The sequence below is a fragment of the Micromonospora sp. BL4 genome, assembly GCF_003667505.1.
Taxonomy (GTDB): Bacteria; Actinomycetota; Actinomycetes; order Mycobacteriales; family Micromonosporaceae; genus Micromonospora.
On sequence record NZ_RCVJ01000105.1, the window covers coordinates 114,176 to 133,086 of the forward strand.

General features: G+C 73.2%; 14 protein-coding genes. 6 read left to right on the forward strand and 8 right to left on the reverse strand.

Translation table 11 applies throughout. The features are described 5' to 3' along the window. Positions 1–53 precede the first annotated feature (53 nt). Entirely contained in the window at positions 54–1,454 is a 1,401-nt protein-coding gene (locus EAD89_RS10655; protein WP_121675574.1) for an FAD-binding oxidoreductase, read from the forward strand. A 35-nt stretch (positions 1,455–1,489) separates the two neighbouring features. Here the strand turns inward: EAD89_RS10655 and EAD89_RS10660 are convergent, their stop codons facing one another. Beyond that, positions 1,490–2,026 carry a hypothetical protein gene (locus EAD89_RS10660; RefSeq protein ID WP_121675575.1) on the reverse strand — a complete coding sequence of 179 codons (537 nt, stop codon included), beginning with the start codon at positions 2,024–2,026 and terminating at the stop codon, positions 1,490–1,492. An 87-nt stretch (positions 2,027–2,113) separates the two neighbouring features. Beyond that, positions 2,114–3,931: a glycerol-3-phosphate dehydrogenase/oxidase gene (locus EAD89_RS10665; protein ID WP_199733471.1), complete on the reverse strand. Its 1,818-nt coding sequence runs from the start codon at positions 3,929–3,931 to the stop codon at positions 2,114–2,116. A gap of 80 nt (positions 3,932–4,011) precedes the next feature. On the opposite strand from EAD89_RS10665, the gene EAD89_RS10670 reads away from it, so the two are divergent. The 3 genes from EAD89_RS10670 (at position 4,012) to EAD89_RS10680 (ending at position 7,808) form a co-directional block, all read left to right on the forward strand. Next, on the forward strand, positions 4,012–6,492 hold the full coding sequence (locus EAD89_RS10670) for a S8 family serine peptidase (protein WP_121675577.1): 2,481 nt from the start codon (positions 4,012–4,014) through the stop codon (positions 6,490–6,492). Positions 6,493–6,541: 49 nt separating this feature from the next. Continuing rightward, positions 6,542–7,477 (forward strand): GNAT family N-acetyltransferase, encoded by a 936-nt coding sequence (locus tag EAD89_RS10675; protein ID WP_121675578.1) that lies wholly within the window; start codon positions 6,542–6,544, stop codon positions 7,475–7,477. 85 nt (positions 7,478–7,562) lie between these two features. Next, the gene (locus EAD89_RS10680) at positions 7,563–7,808 is read left to right on the forward strand and encodes a hypothetical protein (protein WP_074314935.1); all 246 of its coding nucleotides are present in this window, start codon (positions 7,563–7,565) and stop codon (positions 7,806–7,808) included. A 56-nt stretch (positions 7,809–7,864) separates the two neighbouring features. Here EAD89_RS10680 and groL read toward each other — a convergent pair whose 3' ends face one another. The 3 genes from groL to EAD89_RS10695 all read right to left on the reverse strand — a co-directional run bounded on the left by groL (position 7,865) and on the right by EAD89_RS10695 (position 11,156). Beyond that, the gene (gene groL, locus EAD89_RS10685) at positions 7,865–9,487 is read right to left on the reverse strand and encodes a chaperonin GroEL (protein ID WP_121653515.1); all 1,623 of its coding nucleotides are present in this window, start codon (positions 9,485–9,487) and stop codon (positions 7,865–7,867) included. 269 nt (positions 9,488–9,756) lie between these two features. Beyond that, complete coding sequence (locus tag EAD89_RS10690) at positions 9,757–10,854, reverse strand: hypothetical protein (RefSeq protein WP_121675579.1); 1,098 nt, start codon at positions 10,852–10,854, stop codon at positions 9,757–9,759. A 98-nt stretch (positions 10,855–10,952) separates the two neighbouring features. Further along, positions 10,953–11,156 (reverse strand): cold-shock protein, encoded by a 204-nt coding sequence (locus EAD89_RS10695; RefSeq protein ID WP_121656584.1) that lies wholly within the window; start codon positions 11,154–11,156, stop codon positions 10,953–10,955. 303 nt (positions 11,157–11,459) lie between these two features. Between EAD89_RS10695 and EAD89_RS10700 the strand changes: the two genes are divergently transcribed. Then, on the forward strand, positions 11,460–11,990 hold the full coding sequence (locus EAD89_RS10700; RefSeq protein WP_121675580.1) for a GNAT family N-acetyltransferase: 531 nt from the start codon (positions 11,460–11,462) through the stop codon (positions 11,988–11,990). A gap of 177 nt (positions 11,991–12,167) precedes the next feature. Here EAD89_RS10700 and paaN read toward each other — a convergent pair whose 3' ends face one another. After that, positions 12,168–13,841: a phenylacetic acid degradation protein PaaN gene (gene paaN, locus EAD89_RS10705; protein WP_199733468.1), complete on the reverse strand. Its 1,674-nt coding sequence runs from the start codon at positions 13,839–13,841 to the stop codon at positions 12,168–12,170. A 137-nt stretch (positions 13,842–13,978) separates the two neighbouring features. Here paaN and EAD89_RS10710 point away from each other — a divergent pair, with 137 nt between their 5' ends. Beyond that, positions 13,979–16,171, forward strand: a complete 2,193-nt coding sequence (locus EAD89_RS10710) for a hypothetical protein (RefSeq protein WP_121675582.1) — start codon at positions 13,979–13,981, stop codon at positions 16,169–16,171. Between the two features lie 9 nt (positions 16,172–16,180). Here the strand turns inward: EAD89_RS10710 and EAD89_RS10715 are convergent, their stop codons facing one another. Continuing rightward, on the reverse strand, positions 16,181–17,200 hold the full coding sequence (locus tag EAD89_RS10715; RefSeq protein ID WP_121675583.1) for a GNAT family N-acetyltransferase: 1,020 nt from the start codon (positions 17,198–17,200) through the stop codon (positions 16,181–16,183). 420 nt (positions 17,201–17,620) lie between these two features. Further along, complete coding sequence (thrC, locus tag EAD89_RS10720) at positions 17,621–18,907, reverse strand: threonine synthase (protein WP_121656579.1); 1,287 nt, start codon at positions 18,905–18,907, stop codon at positions 17,621–17,623. Positions 18,908–18,911: the final 4 nt, after the last annotated feature.

An 18,911-nucleotide genomic window follows, 5' to 3' on the forward strand; every position in this document is an offset into this window, starting at 1 on the left:
CCGCGCAGTCGATCATGTTGATGATCGGCGGCCGGCGACCTAGCCTCAGCTGCATGGCCCCCACCCCACTCCTCGACGAGCTGCGCGCCGCTCTGGGCGAGAACGCCGTGCTCACCGACCCGGACCTGCTGCGCATGCACGAGCGGGACGAGGCCGACCTGTGCGCGGCCGGCACCCCGCTCGTGGTGACCCGTCCGCGCAGCACCGAGCAGGTGGTCGCGGTGGTTCGGGCGGCGGCGCGGCACGGCGTACCGGTGGTGCCGCAGGGCGCGCGGACCGGGCTGGCCGGCGCGGCCAACGCGGTGGACGGCGCGGTGGTGCTGAGCACCGTCGCCATGGACGAGATCCGGGAGATCGACCCGGTGAGCCGCATCGCGGTGGTCCAGCCGGGGGTGGTCAACGCGACGCTCGCCGCGGCGGTGGCCAGGAAGGGGCTCTGGTACCCGCCGGACCCCGGTTCCTGGGAGTCGTCCACCATCGGCGGCAACGTGGCCACCAACGCGGGCGGCATGTGCTGCGTCAAGTACGGCGTGACCACCGAGTACGTGCTCGGCCTGGAGGTGGTGCTCGCCTCCGGCGAGGTGCTGCGCACCGGTCGGCGTACCGCCAAGGGAGTGGCCGGCTACGACCTGACCCGGCTCTTCGTCGGCTCGGAGGGCACCCTCGGGGTGATCACCGAGGTGACCGTGGCGCTGCGGCCCGCGCCGGCCGACTCACTGACCCTGGTGGCGGTCTTCCCGTCCACGGCGGCGGCCGGGGCGGCGGTGGCCGCGATCGCGGCCCGGGGGCTCACTCCCAGCCTGCTGGAACTGCTCGACCAGACCCACCTGCGGGCCATCGAGGCGTACCAGCCGATGGGGCTGCGGACGGACGCGCAGGCCCTGCTGCTGGCCGCCGCGGACACCGGCAGCCGGGCGGCCGACGACCTGGCCGGCCTGGCCGAGGTGTGCGAGGCGGCCGGCGCCGACGAGGTCTACGCGGCCACCGACGCGGTGGAGGCGGCGGCGCTGCTGCAGGCCCGGCGGCTCGCCCACCCGGCGATGGAGAAGTTCGCCGCCGACGCGTACCCGGGCGGCAACGGCGGTCTGGTGATCGACGACGTGGCGGTGCCACGCGGTTCGCTCGCCGCGCTGCTGGACGGGGTGGCCCGGATCGCGGCGGAGTGCGAGGTGCCGATCGGCGTGGTGGGGCACGCCGGGGACGGCAACATGCACCCGAACATCGTGGTCGACCGCGCCGACCCGGCGAGCGTGGAGCGGGGCCGACGGGCGTTCGACGAGATCATGCGGCTCGGCCTGGATCTGGGCGGCACGTGCACCGGCGAGCACGGGGTGGGGCTGCTCAAGCGGGACTGGCTGGCCCGGGAGATCGGCCCGGTCGGGGTCAGGGTGCACCAGGCGATCCGGTCGGCGCTGGACCCGACCGGCCTGCTCAATCCCGGCAAGGTGCTCTGACCGGATCGGGGGGCGACCCGCGCCCCGGTGCGCGATCAGCCGACGACCTCGGCCGGGGTCGCCTGCGTCAGCAGCAGCAGGATCTCCCCGGAGACCGGCGGGCGCTCCTCGCCCGGGCAGTCCTGCGAGGTGATCAGCCCGGCGGAGGTGAGCAGGCTGGAGGTCAGCGCGTCGATGCAGGTGACCCGGTACTGCCGGGCCTGATCGGTCTCGTTCGCCAGCCTGGGGTCGGCCAGCAGCACCTGGAGCCGTTCGGTCTGCTCCGGGGCGAGCGTGCCCCGGGAGGTGACGCCGTCACCGGCGCAGTCAAGGCACTGCCAGGTGCCGTCCCGCTCGACGCTCAGCGTGCGGATCGGGCCGTCCGCGCCGAGCCGCTGCAGGAGGCTGACCTGACCCGCGGCGACCGTCGTCGGGATCTCGGGCGCCGGCCCGCCGGCGGCCGCACCCACCGGCGGTTGCGCCGCCGGGCGGCTCCCGGTGTCGCGGTCGAACAGCGAACACCCGGTGAGGGCGCCGGCGAGCACCATGGCGAGAAGCGGAATGAGCAGGCGGGAGCGCGCGCGGGAATGCACGCGCGGAACCTACCCCACCGTAGATAGCAGCCGAAACCACCATCCGGGCCGGTATCGATGGTTACCCCTCGGTAACGTTCCTTTTCGTCACCGAGCGGACGGACGCAACGCGGCCTGATCGTCGTCGCCACCCCGGTCGGCCGCGTAACCCCGGACGTCCGGAGCGCCCAGCCGGGCCGCGTCCGCCGCAGCGTCGTCCGGCATCAGCTGGGACTGCCGTTCCGCCTCCACCCGGGCGCGGTAGTGCTCGACCTCCCGGGCCCGGGTGACCGCGTCCCACCCGAGCACCGCGCCCATCAGCTCGGCGGTGTGCTCCGCCGACTCCAGCCCCCGGTGGCTGGTCTCGAAGGAGATCCGGGTCCGCCGGGTCAGCACGTCCTCCAGGTGCAGCGCACCCTCGGCCCGCGCCGCGTAGGCGACCTCCGCCGCCAGGTACTCCGGTGCCCCGGCCAGCGGGGAGGCGAGCAGTGGATCGGCGTCGATCAGCGCCAGCAGATCCAGGGTGAGCGTGCCGTACCGCTCCAGCAGGTGCTCCACCACGCCCACCGGCACGCCGTGCCGCCGGGCCAGGTCGGCCCGGTCCCGCCACATGGCCGGGTATCCGTCCGCGCCCAGCAGCGGCAGGTCGGCCGTACGCGACGGACGGGCGCCGCCCAGCCGGCGGGCGGCCCGGTCCACCACGTCCGAGGCCATGACCCGGTACGTCGTGTACTTGCCGCCGGCGACCAGCAGCAGCCCGAGCATCGGCTCGAAGACCGCGTGCTCACGGGAGAGCTTCGAGGTGGAGTCGGCCTCACCGGCCAGCAGCGGCCTCAGCCCGGCGTAGACGCCCTCGATGTCGGCGGTGGTCAGAGGCCGCTCCAGCACGGCGTTGACCTGCTCCAACAGGTAGTCGATGTCGCGGGCGGACGCCGCCGGGTGGGACCGGTCCAGTCGCCAGTCGGTGTCCGTGGTGCCGATGATCCAGTGCCCGCCCCACGGGATGACGAAGAGCACCGAGGTCGCCGTACGAAGGATGAGCCCGGTCTCGCCGGTGATCGCCGAGCGGGGCACCACCAGGTGCACCCCCTTGGAGGCGCGCACCCGGATGCCGGGCCGCAGGCCCACGTCGTTGAGCATCCGGGACATGTCGTCGCTCCACACGCCGGTGGCGGCGATGACCGTGCGGGCCTGCACCTCGAACTCGGCGTCCGGAGAGCCGGCCGGCGCCTCCAGGTCGCGGACACGGACGCCGGTCACCTCGCGCGCCTGCCGGATCAACCCGACCGCGCGGGCGCTGCTCACCACGGTGGCGCCGAGACTGGCCGCGGTGCGGGCCAGGGTGACCACCAGCCGGGCGTCGTCGACCTGCCCGTCGTAGTAGCGGATCGCCCCGGCCAGCGCGTCGGCCCGCAGGCTCGGGAAGATCCGCCGGGCCCCCTCCCGGGTCAGGTGCCGGTGCAGCGGCATGCCCCGGCCACCGCCGAAGACTCCGGCGAAGGCGTCGTAGGTGGCCACTCCGGCGCCGTAGTACGAGCGGCGGAAGATCCGGGCGGGCAGATCCCGCAGGCCCTTGCCGGCCGGCAGCGGCACCAGGAACGGCACCGGGCGGACCAGGTGCGGCGCGAGCCGGGTGGCCAGCAGCCCCCGCTCGGTGAGCGCCTCGTGGACCAGGTGGAACTCCAACTGCTCCAGGTAGCGCAGGCCGCCGTGGATGAGTTTGCTGGACCGGCTGGAGGTGCCCGCGGCGAGGTCGCGCGCCTCGACCAGGGCGACCTTCAGACCGCGGGACGCCGCGTCCAGGGCGGCGCCGGCGCCGGTCACCCCGCCTCCGATGACCAGCACGTCGAAGCGCTCCGCGCGGAGTCGGCGCAGGTCGGCGGCCCGGCGTACCGGCGAGAGCTGCCCGGCGACGGAGCGGGAGATGTTGGGGTCGCGCATTTGTCCACCGTAACCGCCGTGGCCACCGTGCCGGCATGCGCCGCCGGCCCCGTACTGTGCGAGTCATGCAGGTCGGCCCTTCGTCACCCGCTGGTCAACCGCCGCCCTACCAGCCGTCGCTCCCGGGCCGGTCCAACCCGTGGCCGGTGGTCGCGGCCGTGCTGGCCGGTGGCTGGACAGTGGCGGTGACCGTGGCCACCCAGACGGGTGGCTGGCTCACCGACCAGGTGCTGCTGGGGTTCGGGCGGGACCGGGTGGGCTGGCTCTGGCCGGCGCTGGGCCTGGCCACCGTCGTCCTGGTGGGCACGCCGGCGCTGCTGCTGGCCATGCTGCCCCGGTCGGCCGCGGTCCGGGCCACCGGGCGGGTCTGGCTGGCCGCCGTGCTCGCGCTCGGGGCGCTCACGCTGCTGCGGGTCGTACCGCCGGTGCACCACGAGGCGTACCTCGCCGCGCTGGCCGCTACGGCGGCACTCACCGCGCTCGTCCTGCGCTGGTCGGCACGCCGGTCGGCGTCCGCCGGGCCGGCCGGCTCGGGAGCCCGTGCGACGACCGGCCCGGTGCCGCTGCTCGCGGTCGCCGCCGGGCTGGCTCTGCTGCTGCCCTGGGTCTGGCTGGGCGCGCTGGGCGGGCTGCTGGAGACCGTGCTCGCCCTGCTGGCCGCGGCCGCGCTGGGGGTGCTCGCCGCGACGCTGCTGGACGGTCCCTTCTGGTCCCGGTTCGCGGTCGGCCAGCCGCCCCGGCCGGTCCGGCTCGTGCTGGTCGGTGGCCTGGTCGCCGGCGTGGCGCTGCTGCTGCTCGCCGCGGGAATCGGCCAGTCCGGTGCGCAGCTGCCCGCGTTGCTGACCCTGCCGCCCGCGGGTTTCGCGCTGGCGGCCCTGTGGGCCGCGACCTGGCGTCCGGCCGCCGACGGTCGGGCGAACACGCCCGACCGGGCGACGGACGCCGTGCACGCCGGCCGGGCCGCGACCGGCTGGCTGGTGGGCCTGGCCACGCTCGGCCCGCTGGCCTTCACCGATCCGGAAGAGATCACCCTGCTGCTGGTCGGCACCCGCGACGTGCCGTTCTGGGTGGCGGCCGCCGCCGGCGCCGGCCTGGCCGTCGCGGTCCTGGTCGCCATCGGGTACGCGGTGCTGCTGGCCCGGCCGACGGCCCGCACGCCGAACCGGCGGGTGGCGGCGGTCACCGCGGCGGTGCTGCTGATCGCGGTGGGCGTGGTCGACCTCGGGCCCGGTCAGCCCGGCCTGCACGGCGAGCGGCTGCTGGTGGTGCTGCGCGAGCAGGCCGACCTGAGCGGCCTGCCGGCGGGCACGCCCGGCCGGGCCGGACGGGACGCCCGGGCGGCGGAGGTGTACCGGCGGCTCGTGACGACCGCCGACCGGAGCCAGACCGACCTGCGCCGGGAGGTGCGGCGGCTCCGGCTCGATCCGGTGCCCTACTACCTGGTGAACGCGGTCGAGGTGGACGGCGGTCCGGCGGTGCGGGCCTGGCTCGCGCGTCGCCCGGACGTGGCCCGGGTGCTGGTCAGCCAGCGACTGCGGCCACTGCCGGCCCCGGCCGGGCAGAGCCGGGGCACCGCGGCCGCGCCCACCGGCCCCGAGTGGAACATCCGACAGCTCGGCGCCGACCGGGTGTGGTCGCAGCTCGGCGTGACCGGCTCGGGCATGGTGGTGGGCAGCTCGGACTCGGGTGTGGACGGCGCCCATCCGGCGCTGCGGGCCGGGTTCCGCGGCGGGGACGACTCCTGGTACGACCCGTGGGACGGCACCCGGACCCCGACCGACCAGGGCGGGCACGGCACCCACACGGTGGGCAGCGCGGTCGGGCGGGGCGGCATCGGGGTGGCGCCGGACGCGCAGTGGGTGGGCTGCGTCAATCTGGACCGCAACCTGGGCAGCCCCGGCCACTACCTGGACTGCCTCCAGTTCATGCTGGCGCCCTTTCCGGCCGGCGGCGACCCGTTCACGGACGGCCGACCGGAGCGCGCCCCGCAGGTGCTGACCAACTCGTGGGGCTGCCCGCCGATCGAGGGCTGCGACCGCGACGTGCTGCGCCCGGCCACCGCCGCGCTGGACGCCGCCGGGATCTTCGTGGTCGCCGCCGCCGGCAACACCGGCCCGTGGTGCGCGTCCATCGACGACCCGCCGGCGCCGTATCCGGACGTGCTGACCGTGGGCGCGGTGGACGCACAGCGGCGGGTGGCGGAGTTCTCCTCGCGTGGGCCGGTGCCGGGCGGGCCGGGCAAGCCGGACGTGCTGGCGCCCGGCGTGGGCGTGGTGTCGGCCATGCCGGGCGGCGGGTACGCCGCACTGGACGGCACCTCGATGGCGACCCCGCAGGTGGCCGGGGTGGTCGCGCTGATGTGGTCGGCCAACCCGGCGCTGGTCGGCGACCTGCCCCGGACCCGGCAGATCCTGCGGGACACCGCGACGCCGGCTCAGCCGACCTACCGTTCCGGCAACCCGGCCGACGCCTGCGGCGGCCCGGCGAACGTCACGGGGTCCGGGCAGGTCGACGCGTACGCCGCCGTCCGGGCCGCCCGGCGCTGAGGACGGGCGGGAGCGCGAACCAACACCCGGTGATCTAGGGTCGGCGACCATGGACGCCGAGATCACCGTCAGCGAGCTGACCCCCGACCTGGCCCCCGCCGCGGCGCGGCTCTGTGCGCAGGCGCTCGACCAGCCCGAGGACGCCGCCGAGGCGGCCACCATCGTGGACGCGCTCTGGCCTCGGGCCGCCGCCGACCGGCCGGTGGTCGCGGTGGGGGCGTACCGGGGTGCGGACCTGGTCGGAGTTCTGCTCGGTTCGGTGTCGTCGGCCGACCCGGCTCTCGGGCACGTCGACCTGGTCGCGGTGCTCCCGGAGCAGCGTCGTCGGGGCGTCGGCCGGGCGCTGCTGGAGCGGGGCGAACGGATGCTCGCCGGGCACGGGGTGACCGAGGTGCTGCTGGCCGGGAACCCGCCGTACTACGCCTGGCCGGGCATCGACGTGCGCTACACGCCGGCGGTCTGCGCCGCCCTGGCGCTCGGCTACCGGCAGGACGGGACCGCCTGGAACATGACCGCCGACCTGTCGTACGACGGGTCACCGGCGTTGCGGTCCACCGAGGCGGCCGAGCGGCGGCTGGCCGGGCAGGGGATCACGGTACGCCGGGCGGAGCCGACGGACCTGCCGGCGCTGGCGGCGTTCGCCCGGTCCACCTTCGGTGGCGCGTGGGACGGCGAGCTGGCCGGCTCGGTGGGTCGCGACGGCGCCGGCTGCCACCTGGCGGAGCGGGCGGGCGAGCTGCTCGGCTTCGCCGCCTACGGATCGTCGCGGCCGAGCTGGTTCGGACCGATGGGCACCGCCCCGGCCGCCGAGGGTTCGGGCATCGGCGGGGTGCTGCTGCGCCGCTGTCTGCGCGATCAGCGGGAGGCGGGGCTGGACCGGGCGCAGATCGGCTGGGTGGGGCCGGTGCCGTTCTACTCCGGCAGCGCCGGCGCCCGGATCGAGCGGGTCTTCTTCCTGTACCGGCGGACGCTGAGCACCAAATAAGGGCGAATAGGATATAGACCCAGATAGTGCCATTCGCCCGCGTCGGGCATCGACGCCCCCTACCGTTTCGGTAGAGGAGGCAGCCATGACCACGGATGACGACCAGACCGAGGACGGCCCGCCCGTCACCTGGAAACCGGTCGGCGAACTCCCCGGCCAACTGCCGTTCGACCGGCTCGACTACGGCGACGCCGAGCAGTTGGCCGAGATGACCACCAACGGCGAGCCGGTGGCCGAGGAGCCGCAGGAGATGGTGGACGCACCGATCCAACTGCCCCCGCCGTACGACCGGGCGCAGAAGCGGCGCAATCAGCGCCCGCTACCCACCTGACGACGAACGGGGCGGACCGCGTCAGCGGCCCGCCCCGTTCGGTGTCGGAACTGGACTCAGAAGTCCATGTCCCCGCCACCCGGGCCAGCCGGGGCAGCCGGGGTCTTCTCCGGCTTGTCCGCGACGACGGCCTCGGTGGTGAGGAAGAGCGCCGCGATGGACGCGGCGTTCTGCAGCGCCGACCGGGTCACCTTGGCCGGGTCGATGATGCCCGCGGCCAGCAGGTCGACGTACTCGCCGTTGGCGGCGTTGAGGCCGTGACCCGCTTCGAGGTTACGAACCTTCTCCACCACGACGCCGCCCTCAAGGCCGGCGTTGACGGCGATCTGCCGCAGCGGGGAGTCCAGCGCGACCTTGACGATGTTGGCACCGGTCGCCTCGTCGCCGACCAGGTCCAGCTTGTCGAAGGCGGTCTTGCCGGCCTGCACCAGCGCGACGCCACCACCCGGGACGATGCCCTCCTCGACGGCAGCCTTCGCGTTGCGAACGGCGTCCTCGATGCGGTGCTTGCGCTCCTTGAGCTCGACCTCGGTGGCCGCGCCGACCTTGATCACCGCAACGCCACCGGCCAGCTTGGCCAGCCGCTCCTGCAGCTTCTCACGGTCGTAGTCGGAGTCGCTCTTGTCGATCTCGGCCCGGATCTGGTTGACCCGGCCCTGGATCTGCTCGGCGTCACCGGCACCGTCGACGATGGTGGTCTCGTCCTTGGTCACCACGACCTTGCGGGCGCGGCCCAGCATGTCGAGGCCGACGGTGTCCAGCTTGAGGCCGACCTCCTCGCTGATGACCTGGCCACCGGTGAGGATGGCGATGTCGGCGAGCATGGCCTTGCGGCGGTCACCGAAGCCCGGCGCCTTGACGGCGACCGACTTGAAGGTGCCCCGGACCTTGTTGACGACCAGGGTGGCCAGAGCCTCGCCCTCGATGTCCTCGGAGATGATCAGCAGCGGCTTGCCCGACTGCATGACCTTCTCCAGGGTCGGGAGCAGGTCCTTGACCGACGAGATCTTGCTGTTGACGATCAGGAGGTAGGGGTCGTCGAAGACGGCCTCCATGCGCTCCGGGTCGGTCATGAAGTAGGCCGAGATGTAGCCCTTGTCGAAGCGCATACCCTCGGTGAGCTCAAGCTCCAGGCCGAAGGTGTTGCTCTCCTCGACGGTGATGACGCCTTCCTTGCCGACCTTGTCCATCGCCTCGGCGATGATCTCGCCGACGGTGCTGTCGCCAGCGGAGATGGAGGCGGTGGAGGCGATCTGCTCCTTGGTCTCGACGTCCTTGGCGAGCTTGGACAGCTCCTCCGAGACGCTCGCGACCGCGGCCTCGATGCCCCGCTTCAGGGCCATCGGGTTGGCGCCGGCGGCCACGTTGCGCAGGCCCTCGCGAACCAGGGCCTGGGCCAGGACGGTCGCCGTCGTCGTGCCGTCACCGGCAACGTCGTCGGTCTTCTTGGCGACCTCCTTGACCAGCTCGGCGCCGATCTTCTCGTACGGGTCCTCGAGCTCGATCTCCTTGGCGATGCTCACACCATCGTTCGTGATGGTGGGGGCACCCCACTTCTTCTCGAGCACGACGTTGCGGCCCTTGGGGCCGAGGGTCACCTTCACGGCGTCAGCGAGCTGGTTCATGCCTCGCTCGAGGCCGCGGCGAGCCTCTTCGTCGAACGCGATCATCTTGGCCATACGGCGTTGTCCTCCTGGACACTCACGGGCCACCCGAGTTGTGTGCCCCGGATGGGCCGCCTGGTGTACGCACCTTGGGACGTCGCCACCTGGCGACGACGACGTCCTTCGGCCGGGCCGGATAGCCCGCGACGACCGGCCATGTCACCCCGGCGTCTCCACGCCGGCGCAACTGGCCCCACCGTCCCGACCATTGGCACTCGCGGTATGCGAGTGCCAACACCTTGTTTAGCACTCTCCCCTGCCGAGTGCAAGCACGACGGCCTCGGTCAGCCGAGTTCCCCGGCCAGTCCGGCGGCGTTCACCGGCCGCTCATGGGCCCGCTGCTCGGCGTACGTCACCAGCAGCCCCACCAGTTGCGCGAAGTGCGCGGGGAGGGCCAGCAGCGCGCCGACGGCGGTCACCAGCACCACGCCGATCGCGGAACCCGGGGTGGCGAGCGGGTCGACCCCGAACGGGGCGCTGCCGACCCCCTCCAGCACGCTGGCGACCAGAGTGCCGACGATCACCACCGCCGCCACCAGCGCCACCCGCCCCAGCAGCAGCCCGAGCCGGTCGTGGAACATCCGGAACGACCGGCCGATCGGGTTCTGCCGCTCGAAGAGGTAGACCGGCCCGGCCATGCTGAGCGCGAAGGCGAGGTAGACCCCGGGGAGGACGCAGAAGCAGATGCCCAGGCCGACGATCACGCTGATCAGCAGCGTCCAGCCCCAGAGGCCGAGCGCGCGGCGCAGTCCGTAGCGCAGCGCGTCACCGAGGCGGACCGGCTCACCGACCGCCTGACGGGTGATCACCCAGGTGCCGGCCGCCCAGCCCACGGCCTGCACCAACCCGATCAGCAGGCTGCCGCCGATGACCACCAGGAACACGGTGGCCAGGTCGATGAGGAAGTTGTCCGGCAGCGAGGTCGACCCCTCGACGGCGGTCGTCTCCCACTTCGCGCTCGGGTCCAGCCCGAGCGAGAGCACCGACAGCACCGCCGCCGGCAGCACCTGTGTGAGCAGCAGGATGGGCAGTAGCAATCGCCAGCCGCGCCGGACCGCGCCCACACACCGGTCGAACCAACCGCTGAGCCCGGCCCCCGGTGGGGTGACCAGCTGGTCGGCCGGATCGAGGCCGGGCGGGTACCACCCGCCGGCCGGCGGCCCCGGGTACCAGGGCTGTCCGCCGTACGGCCCGGCGCCGATCGGGTAGCCGCCGGTGGGCGGGAACACCCAGCCCTGCGGCGGCGCGCCCGGTGGCGGCCCCCAGGCGGGCGGCGCGCCCGGATCCCAGCCGGCAGGGGTGCCGGGCGGAGGGCCTTCGGCCGGACCGGACGGGTCGGGCTGACCCGGGGGTGGGACGGCCGGGGGCGGCTGGTCGGACATGAACCCTCCTCAGCGACGGCTGGAATGGTTCACGATCTTCCAGGGTGCGGCCGCGTGACGCAGCCCCGGCCCTCAGGGCCCCGCCGGCGTCGACCCACTCAGGCGATGACGCGCACCCGCTCCGCCTGCGGGCCCTTCTGTCCCTGGGCGACTTCGAACTCCACCCGCTGGCCGTCGTCCAGAGCCTTGTAGCCGTCCATCTCGATCGCCGAGAAGTGGACGAACACGTCCTGACCGCCGTCGACGGCGATGAAGCCGTAGCCCTTTTCGGAGTTGAACCACTTAACGGTGCCCTGTGCCACGGTGCACTTCCTCACTCTGCGCAGCGTTGCCTGCCCTGGCGCGCGGCAGGGCCGGGCGCCTCCGGGCCACCGCTCCGGCGATCGATGACGGCCGCTGAAACGGGTGACCGAAATCGCACGCTACACGAGGAGTGACGGCCGCGCACGACCGCAAATCGGGCATATTCCGAACGCGCCGGGGCCATCCCAGGCGGCGGCGGTCGACCCGGTTTCCGATCACCCCGATTCACGCCGATGATTGTCCCGGTCGGGGGTGACCGCGCGGTCCGAGTCGCCGTCCGCCGCTGTGGTAGGCATGCGGGCATGAAGACCGATCCGCGCGGGGCCGCCCGATCGCAGGCGGAGGTTCGCCGGGTCCGGCCGGAGGACGCCGCACGGATGCGGGCGCTGCGCCTGGAAATGCTCGCCGACGCGCCGCTGGCCTTCCTGGAGACCGTGGCCGACGCGGCGGCCCGACCGCACGCCGACTACGCCGCCCGGATCGCGTACACCGCGGTCGGATCCGACACCGCGCAGTTCGTCGCGGACCCGGGCGGCCGGCTGGTCGGGCACGCCGGGGGCACGGTCACCCCGACCGAATCCGGTCTCACCGTCATCTACGCGGTCTACATCACCCCCGCCTGGCGGGGCACCGGGCTGCTCGCGGAACTGGTCGACGCGGTGGCTGCCTGGTCACGGGCGTGCGGGCGACCCGAGCTGATGCTGGAGGTGGTGGTCGGCAACGACCGGGCCTACCGGGCGTACCAGCGAATCGGCTTCGTCGACACCGGCGTGCGCGTCCCGCACCCCACCATCCCCGCGCTCACCGAACTCCAGATGCGCCGCAAAGCCTGACCCCAACCCCAAGAACAATCAAAGAGGCAAGACCCCGGTGATGCCCACCCACGGTCTGGCGGCCTCCCGACCAGCGCGCCACGAGAGGTTTCCGGGGGGAGCCCGCCCGCGGAAGGATCAAGCCTGACCGCCTGGAGCGGGTGGGCTCCCCCCGGAAACCTCAACCGCAACTAAAGATCAAACATGCCGCCGCGACTGCACGATCCGGAACCGGTTCGCCACGTACGCCCCGTCCGTCAGCGCCGAGTTGGCCGCCGCGTTGGCGCCGCTGCCGTGGAAGTCGGAGAAGGCCGCCGACTGGTTCACGAAGACCCCGCCGGTGAGGTTGCAGGACAGGTGCACCCCGACCTCGACCGCCACCGCCTCGGTCGCGTCCAGCACCGCCTCGTCGGTCGAGTAGACCCCCGCGGTCAGCGCGCCCTTCTCGCCGACCGTCCGGCGCAGCAGGTCGAGGCTGTGCGCGGTCGACTCGGTGGCGATCGCGAACGAGATCGGCCCGAACCACTCCCGGCCGTAGGTCTCCGCGTCGTCCGCGGCGAGCTTCACGATCGTCGGGGTACGCACCACCGCGTCGGCGTACGCCGGGTGCGCCACGGCCCTGGACTCCAGCACCGGCTCGCCGACCTTGGTCACCTCGGCCAGGCGCTCCAGCACCCCGTCGTTGACGATGGCGCCGGTCAGCTCCACGCCCCGGGCCGGGTCGGCGGTCAGCTTGCCGACCGCCGCGGCGATCCCGCCGGCCACCTCGTCGAAGCTCTTGTGCCCCTGGTCGGTCTCGATGCCGCCGGCCGGGATGAGGATGTTCTGTGAGGTGGTGCACATCTGGCCGCTGTAGAGGGTCAGCGTGAAGCCGAGGTTGCGGCACATGCCGGCGAAGTCGTCGGTGGAGTCGATGACCACCGTGTTCAGCCCGGCCTTCTCGGTGTAGACCGCCGCCTGTCGGGCGTGCGTCTCCAGCCAGTCGCCGTACTCGGTGGAGCCGGTGAAGTCGACGATCTTCACGGACCGGTGCAGGGCCAGGTCGCTGGCGAGCTTCTCGCCGGGCGCCTCGGCAGCCAGCATGATCAGGTTCGGGTCGAAGCCCGCCTCGGCGAGCACCTCCCGGGCGTACTTCACCGTGATGGCCAGCGGCAGCACCGCGCGCGGGTGCGGCTTGACGATCACCGGGTTGCCGGTGACCAGCGAGGCGAACAGCCCCGGGTACGAGTTCCAGGTCGGGAACGTGTTGCAGCCGATCACCAGCGCCACCCCGCGCGGCACCACGTGGAACGTCTTGGTCATCCGCAGCGGGTCGCCCTTGCCGGCGGCCTTCTCCCAGCCGGCGGTGCCCGGGTGTCGGGTCATCTCGGCGTACGCGTACGCCAGCGCCTCCAGCGCCCGGTCCAGCGCGTGCGCGCCGCCGGCCTGGAAGGCCATCACGAACGCCTGCCCGCTGGTGAACTGCACCGCGTTGGCCAGCTCGAAGATGTGCTTGTGCAGCCGGTCGAGGATCTCCAGGCAGACGCCCACCCGGGCCTGCGGGCCGGCGTGGCGCCACGCCGGCAGCGCGACGGTGGCGGCGCGGACCAGCTCGTCGGGGCCGGCGTGCGGGTAGCGCACCGCCAGCTCCACGCCGAACGGGCTCGCCTCGGTGGCGACCCGGTCGCCGGTGCCCGGCTGGTCGAGGGGGAAGTCGCCACCGAGGTACGCCTCGAAGGCGGCCTTACCGTCGGCGGCGGCGGTTTCGCCGTACACCCGGGGGCTGGGGGATTCGGGATAGGCGGACCAGTAGCCCCGCTCCGTGATCGCGGTCAGCGCACGGTTGAGGGTGTCGGCGTGCCTGTCGTACAGGGGATGCGGGGTCTCCGTCATGCCCGCCATCATGCCGCAGCCGCGTCGGGGAGCAGAAGCGCCAATGCCCGACAGCGCAGCAGGCCGGCGGAAGGGCCGGGATTGGTCCCGGCGGCAGCGGGTACCCGCCGGGCTCCGGCCAGGGGAAAGGGTGACGGGTGGGGATCACCGAGATCCGGGTGCACGGGGTGGCCGACAAGGGTCCGGAGACGATCCTCGACCGGCCCATCGTGGTACGGGTCGCGGGGGACGACGACGCGGGTTTCTACCGACCCCGGCCCGGATTCGGCGACCCGGCGGAGCCGGACGGGGCGACGCTGGAGGCGTACCGCTGGAGCAGGCTGACCGGTGGCACCGCGCGGCGGACCTTCTCCCTGGTCCTGCTGCTGCCGTTCATGCTCAGCAACATCGCGGTCTGGATGCTGCCGGTCCCCGGCCGGAGCGGCGCCGCCGCGCGAGCGGTGTGCCGCCTGCTGGCCGCGACGATGACCGCGATGTACGTGCTGTCCACCGTCGGGGTGTCCCTCGACCTGATCGCCTGGCAGTGCGCGGCCTACCCCAGGTGCCTGGACGGGCGCCGGGAGATCTCCTGGCTGGGTGGCGTGCCGCCGGGTCAGCGCCTCGCGTTGCTGGCCGTGCTGCCGGTCATCGCGATCGCCGTGGTCTGGCGGCTCGGCGCCCGGACCTGGCAGCTTCCCGAGGACAGCGCCCGGACGCCAGGGGTGGGCGCGGACCGGCTCGACACGCCCGCCTTCTGGGACACCCGCTCCCTGCTGCGCCGGCTGCGCTCGGTCCACGTCGCGGCGGCGCTCGGGACGCTCAACGTCACGCTGCTGCTGGCGCTGGCCCCGCACGACGCCGCCCTGCCCGGTTGGCTGCTGCTGGCCGCGGACGTGCTGCTGCTCGGCGGCGCGGTGGTGCTGCTCTGTCGGCCACGAATCGAGCGGTACGGCGAGCAGGACCAGCTCAGCGTGTCGACAATCCGGTGGGCGGCGGTCGCGCTCACCGCGCTGACCCTGGGGTACGCGCTGACGCCCCGGCCGCCGTGGTCGGCCGAGGGGACGCTGCCCGGGTACGGCGTGGTGGTGGCCGGGCTGTTCGCCGGGCAGATGGTCCTGCTCGCGGTGTTGGGCCTGATGGTCCTGGTGCAGCGCCGTCACCTACCACGGCCGCGTTTCCTGCTCACCGGGGTCGGGGCGCCCGTGCTGATCTCCGTCGCGATCGGGCTGGGCGTCGCGTACTCCTCGGGCCTGACCTACGGGCTCGCCGAGTACCTGGACCGTGGTTCCAGCCCGACGCCGGCCCGGCCGCTGCCCCCCGACGCGCCACCGCTGGCGCCGCCGATCGCCTACCGCTGGGTCACCCTGGGCTTCTCCCTGGCGGTGGTCGTGGTGATCGTGGCGGCGCTGCTCGCCCCCCGGATCGGCCGGGGCCGCCGCCGCCGGGCGGCCGAGGATCTGGTCCGCCGGGACTACCCGGAAGCGTCCCGGGTGCCACCGGAACGGACCCGAGCCGTCCGGGACGCGATCGTGCACGCCCGGCTGGCGGATCGACTCGGGCCGCTGTTGTCCTCCGCGTACGGCGTGCTGGCGGTGCTCACCCTGGCGGCGGCCGGACTGTCGGTGACCGGCCTCGGGCCGGGTGCGCTCGCTCTCTCGCTCGGTGACGAGCCGCTGGCCCGCCCGGTGGTCTTCGTGACCGACCTGGGTGCCCTGCTGATCGGCCTGTTCGCCCTGGTCCTCGCCGGGATGGGACTGTTCGCCTACCGGTCCGGCGCGATCCGGCTGGTCGGGGTGCTCTGGGAGTTGGCCACCTTCTGGCCGCGCGCCGCGCATCCGCTCGCCCCGCCCTGCTACGTCGAGCGGGCGGTTCCGGAGCTGACCCGCCGTGTCAGGCAGCTCACCGCCGACGGGCACGGTGTGGTGCTGTCCGGCCAGAGCCACGGCAGCGTGCTGATCGCCGTGACCGTGCTCCAACTCCCGGACGAGTGCCGGCGGCGGGTCGCCCTGCTCACCTACGGCTCTCCCCTGGGGAGTCGGTACCGCCGGGTCTTTCCGGCGTACGTCAACGACGAGGTGTTGCGGAAGCTGGGCGACCAGTTGTCGTGGCGGTGGATCAACCTCTGGCGGTACACCGACCCGGTGGCCGGGCCGGTGTTCGCTCCGACGCCGGCCATGCCCGACGATCCGGCGGCGCGGGTCGACCGGCGGGTACGCGATCCCAAGGGGTTGCTCATCCCGCCGACCGACACCGTGCCGCCCTCCGTGCAGGGGCATGGTTTCACCCCCGACGAGGACTTCCACTCTGCTGTCCGCGAGCTGGGCGGACAGTTGGACCGGCCGGACGGCTGACCGTGCGGATCAGAGGGTGAGCTGCCAGTCGGTCCAGGAGTCCACCGGGCGGAACCCGAGCCGGTCGTTGATCGCCACCATGTAGCTGTTGCTGGCCGCGTTGAAGGTGTCGATCACGCGTACCGCCGGCTGGTGCGTGAGCAGGTGGTGCAGGTTCTCCGCCTTGGCGATGAGGCCGAGCCGGTGCCCACGGTGGGCCGGGTCGACGATGGTGATCTGCTGGAAGGCGTGCCAGTCGGCGGACGCGCTCACATCCAGCAGGGTCCAGGCGGCCAGCCGACCGGACGCCTCGTGCCGCATCCCGAGGTGGTAGCGCCGCCGACCGCGGGCGTCCAGGGCCCGCTCGTTGCCACGGATGCGCTCGGCGTCCACCTGCTCCGGTTCCCACTGCACGTCACCCATGGGGGCATCCATGAGCAGCCGGCCGTCCAGGTAGGCGATGTCCGCCACGTACTCCTGTGGGGTGGAGCCCTGCCAGCAGACGGATTGATAGCCCTCCGCCCGCGGCCGGGCCTCGGCGAGCGCCGCGCGCAGGGCGATCCGGTCGATCTGGCCGACGTCGAGGCGGCGACGCACCTCGGCCAACGCGGGCTGGGCTCCGGTCGCGGCGGCGAACGCGTCTCCCGCCGCTGATCGCGGCGGCCCGTCGGGCAGCGCCGAGACGGTCATCGCGACGACCCGCTTGCGGCCGTGCTCGCGGAGCAGGCGTACCCCGTACTCGTGCAGTGCGCGACCGACGCCTCGGCGCCGCAGCTCGGGATGCACCGTCAGCTCGGCGGTGGCGTTGTCGGTGTTGTCGAGCTGCGGCAGGTCCAGCTGGAGGTAGCCGGCCGGAGCGCCGTCCAGCCGGGCCAGCGCCCAGAGCGATTCGGTACCGGGCATCGGCGTGTGGAACAGCGCGTCGAAGCGGCGTCGGCAGAAGGGCGGGAAGTCCGGCAGGTCGACCTCGTTGGCCGCCGCGCCGATCCGGTACGCCTCGTCGACCGCGGCGCGGTCGGCGCCGTCGAACGACGCGATGGTGATGGTCATGCCGCTGAGCGTGCACCCCGGAAAAGCGATCAGGCCAGCGAATTTTCGCTGGCCTGATCGGACGTGGTCGGGAGGGACACTCGCACAACGCCTCCGGCGTTGGGTCGCAAGAACTTCAAAAGTCTCCGGCGAAATGCCCTCCCGCACGGAGCATCTTGCGCCGTCCGGTTCCTGCCGTCAAGTCCAGAGCGGCGGGTTTTCCACACTCACAGCTAAAACCCAGTTACCCGGCGGATCGGCCCGGTCCCCCATCCGGGCGATCCACCATCCCCCACTCACCGGACGCAACCGCCCGAACCACGCAAGCCCCAGCGCGTGATCCACTCCGTGTCGCCGATGTTGCGGCTTCCAGGTCGCCTGATACCGCCGGGTCGGCGACACGGAGTCGATCACGCCCGCACATAGCCGGTGCGGATGACGTCAGCCGAGCAGGCCGGCGTCCCGGGCGGCGCGGAGGGAAGGCTTGATGTGGTGGGTCGGACCGACCTGGTGGGCCACCGCGTCGATGGTCTTCAGGCCCTCCCCGGTGTTGAAGACGACGGTTTCCGCCGTCGGGTCGAGCCGACCGGACTCGACCAGCTTGCGCAGCACCGCCACGGTCACCCCACCGGCGGTTTCCGCGAAGACCCCGGTGGTACGCGCCAACTGTCGGATGCCGGCGCGGATCTCGTCGTCGTCGGCGTACTCCATCCAGCCGTCGGTGCGGCGGACCGCCTCCAAAGCGTAGAGGCCGGCGGCCGGGTCGCCGATGTTGAGCGACTTGGCGATGCCGGTGGGCTTGACCGGGGTGATCGTGTCGGTGTCGGCGTGCAGGGCGGTGGCGATCGGGTTGCAGCCGGCGGACTGGGCGCCGAAGACCTTCCAGCCGCCGGCCGGCGCCTCGACCAGACCGATCTCGACCAGTTCGGAGAACGCCTTGTCGATCTTGGTGAGCAGCTCACCGCTGGCCATCGGGATGACCACCTGGGCCGGGATCCGCCAGCCGAGCTGCTCGGCCACCTCGTAGCCGAGCGTCTTGGAGCCCTCGGCGTAGTACGGCCGGACGTTGACGTTGACGAACGCCGTGTCCTCGAACTCGTCGGTCTCCACCAGCTCCCCGCAGAGCCGGTTCACATCGTCGTACGAGCCGTCGATGGCGACCAGCTCGCCGCCGTAGACGGCGGTGGTGATGACCTTGCCCTGCTCCAGGTCGCTAGGGATGAAGACCACCGAGGGCACCCCGGCGCGGGCGGCGTGCGCGGCCACCGAGTTGGCCAGATTGCCGGTGGAGGCGCAGGCGAACCGGGTGAAGCCGAGCGCCTTCGCGGCGGTGAGCGCCACCGAGACCACCCGGTCCTTGAACGAGTGGGTCGGGTTGGCGCTGTCGTCCTTGACCCAGAGCGGCGCGGTGATGCCCAGCTCGGCGGCGAGGTTGGGGGCCGCCACCAGCGGGGTGAGCCCCGGGTCGAGGGTGACCCGGGTGGCCGGGTCCTGACCGGCGGGCAGCAGCGCGGCGTACCGCCAGATGCTGTTCGGGCCGGACTCGATCTGCGCACGGGTGACGGTGGCCAGGGCGGCCGTGTCGTAGTCGACCTCCAGCGGGCCGAAACACTCGTAGCAGGCGTGCTGGGCGGCGAGCGGGTAACGCGCCGAGCAGGCACGGCAGACCAGTGCGCGGGCGGGGCTGGCGGAGGTGTCGATGCCGGAGGCGGCGAGCGTCGACGTCATGTCG

Coding starts and splice junctions, on each gene's coding strand:
- EAD89_RS10675 (WP_121675578.1), top strand. CDS start 6,542: ATGGACGCCGAGATCACCGTCAGCGAGCTGACCCCCGACCTGGCCCCC.
- paaN (WP_199733468.1), bottom strand. CDS start 13,841: ATGACGGAGACCCCGCATCCCCTGTACGACAGGCACGCCGACACCCTC.
- EAD89_RS10690 (WP_121675579.1), bottom strand. CDS start 10,854: ATGTCCGACCAGCCGCCCCCGGCCGTCCCACCCCCGGGTCAGCCCGAC.
- EAD89_RS10680 (WP_074314935.1), top strand. CDS start 7,563: ATGACCACGGATGACGACCAGACCGAGGACGGCCCGCCCGTCACCTGG.
- EAD89_RS10655 (WP_121675574.1), top strand. CDS start 54: ATGGCCCCCACCCCACTCCTCGACGAGCTGCGCGCCGCTCTGGGCGAG.
- groL (WP_121653515.1), bottom strand. CDS start 9,487: ATGGCCAAGATGATCGCGTTCGACGAAGAGGCTCGCCGCGGCCTCGAG.
- EAD89_RS10715 (WP_121675583.1), bottom strand. CDS start 17,200: ATGACCATCACCATCGCGTCGTTCGACGGCGCCGACCGCGCCGCGGTC.
- EAD89_RS10700 (WP_121675580.1), top strand. CDS start 11,460: ATGAAGACCGATCCGCGCGGGGCCGCCCGATCGCAGGCGGAGGTTCGC.
- EAD89_RS10670 (WP_121675577.1), top strand. CDS start 4,012: ATGCAGGTCGGCCCTTCGTCACCCGCTGGTCAACCGCCGCCCTACCAG.
- thrC (WP_121656579.1), bottom strand. CDS start 18,907: ATGACGTCGACGCTCGCCGCCTCCGGCATCGACACCTCCGCCAGCCCC.